Origin of the sequence: Saccharomonospora iraqiensis subsp. paurometabolica YIM 90007 (assembly GCF_000231035.2) — a bacterium.
Classification (GTDB): Bacteria; Actinomycetota; Actinomycetes; order Mycobacteriales; family Pseudonocardiaceae; genus Saccharomonospora; species Saccharomonospora paurometabolica.
Genome location: NZ_KI912204.1, coordinates 1 through 1,749 on the forward strand (window position 1 = coordinate 1; position 1,749 = coordinate 1,749).

Below are 1,749 nucleotides of genomic sequence, written 5' to 3' on the forward strand. Positions count from 1 at the left end.
GGCCGCGCGGCCGGGATCCGCAGGCGGGCGCGGGTGCTCGGCCGGGCGACGGTGGCCGAGGTGGACGGGGACGTGGTCGAGCTGGAGGTGCACCACGCCGAGAGCGCGGCCGACTGGATCGCCGGGTACGCGCCGGACGTGGTGGTGCTGGAGCCGGACGTGCTGGCCAAGGCGGTGGTGGACCGGTGGGAACGCGTCGCCCACGGCGGCGATCCGGGGCCGGGTCGGGGCGGGCACGGATTGGGGGAGGTGTCCGGGTGAGTGCGTCGGGGCAGCGGCTGCCGCGGTTGTTGGCGCTGGTGCCGTATCTGTTGGCGCGGCCGGGGGTGGCGATCGCCGAGGCCGCGCGGGACTTCGACGTGACTCCGCGGCAGCTGCGCAAGGATCTGGAGCTGCTGTGGATGTGCGGGCTGCCGGGTTACGGGCCGGGCGATCTGATCGACCTGTCGTTCGACGGGGACACGGTGTCGGTGACGTTCGACGCGGGGATGCGCAGGCCGCTGCGGTTGACCGGTGGTGAGGCGAGCGCGTTGCTGATCGCGTTGCGGGCGTTGGCGGAGACGCCGGGGGTGGTGGACACGGACGCGGTGCGGCGGGCCGTGGCGAAGATCGAGGCCGCGTCGGGGCATGCGCGCCCGTCCGGGGTGGTGGTCGGGCAGGGGGTGCCGGACACGGCGCAGACCGCGGCGACCCGCGAGGTGGTGCGCGGGGCGTTGCAGGCGGGGCGGGCGCTGTGGCTGCGGTACTACACCGCGTCGAAGGACGAGATCACCGAGCGGCGGGTCGACCCGATGCGGCTGGTCATCGTGCAGGGTGTGAGCTACCTGGAGGCGTGGTGTCGGCGGGCGGAGGCGGTGCGGTTGTTCCGCCTGGACCGGGTCGACGGGGTGCGGGAGCTGGACGAGGCGGCGGAGCCGTCGCCGCGGGCGGAGCCGACGGACCTCTCCGGTGGGGTGTTCTCCCCGACGGCCGAGCATCCGGAGGCGGAGCTGGTGCTCGCGCCGGACGCGCGGTGGGTGGCCGAGTACTACCCGTGCGAGGAGTTGGCCGAGCTGGACGGGGGCAGGCTGCGGGTGCGGATGCGTTACGGCGACGAGTCGTGGATGGTGCGGCTGGTGCTGCGGCTCGGGGGCCGGGCCACGGTGCTCGCGCCGGAGCGGTTGGCGGTGGCGACCCGCAACCGGGCGGCGGAGGCGTTGACGCGGGTTCGTCACCTTCCTGTCACTTCGGGACAGTAGGCTTTCCGTCGTGATGGTCGTGGTGAGTGTCGCGGCGGTGCTGGCGGCGGTGCTGGTGTTGGCGGTCGCGGCCGTGCGGGTGGGTAGGGCCTTGCGCGCCTGCCGTGACACGGTCAGTATGGCCGCGGCGGGGATGCGGGACCGGTTCGGGCTCGTGCGCGCCCGGTGGGCGGCGGTGCGGGTGGGATTCGACCGGCGCCGCCGGGTCCACCGGACCCGGACGACACAGTACGATCGGGCGTGAGCGAGTAAGGGAGGCCGGGTCATGCCGAATGCGTTGAGCCCCTGGCATTTGATCATTCTGGTGCTGGTCGTGGTGGTGTTGTTCGGCGCCAAGCGCCTGCCGGACGCGGCCCGCTCGATCGGCAAGTCCATGAAGATCTTCAAGGCCGAGACGAAGGACATGCGGTCCTCCTCCGACGGCGCCGACGGTGCCGACGGTGCCGTCGCGCGGGACGGGGCGAGCGGGCCGGACGCGCGGCAGTTGCCGCAGTCGGGTGCGACCGCCGCG

At 73.8% G+C, this 1,749-nt stretch carries 4 protein-coding genes; all 4 read left to right on the forward strand.

Translation table 11 applies throughout. From position 1 onward, the window contains the following. Positions 1-261, forward strand: a 261-nt coding sequence (locus SACPADRAFT_RS25280) for a WCX domain-containing protein (protein WP_007027506.1), incomplete at its 5' end; no start/stop codon positions are given. Next, complete coding sequence (locus tag SACPADRAFT_RS0203035; RefSeq protein ID WP_007027507.1) at positions 258-1,238, forward strand: helix-turn-helix transcriptional regulator; 981 nt, start codon at positions 258-260, stop codon at positions 1,236-1,238. The genes SACPADRAFT_RS25280 and SACPADRAFT_RS0203035, both read left to right, overlap by 4 nt. 13 nt (positions 1,239-1,251) lie before the next feature. Continuing rightward, positions 1,252-1,482 (forward strand): bacteriophage holin, encoded by a 231-nt coding sequence (locus tag SACPADRAFT_RS32085; RefSeq protein WP_028662173.1) that lies wholly within the window; start codon positions 1,252-1,254, stop codon positions 1,480-1,482. A 21-nt stretch (positions 1,483-1,503) separates the two neighbouring features. After that, the coding region (gene tatA, locus SACPADRAFT_RS0203045; RefSeq protein ID WP_007027509.1) for a Sec-independent protein translocase subunit TatA at positions 1,504-1,749 on the forward strand (246 nt) is incomplete at its 3' end.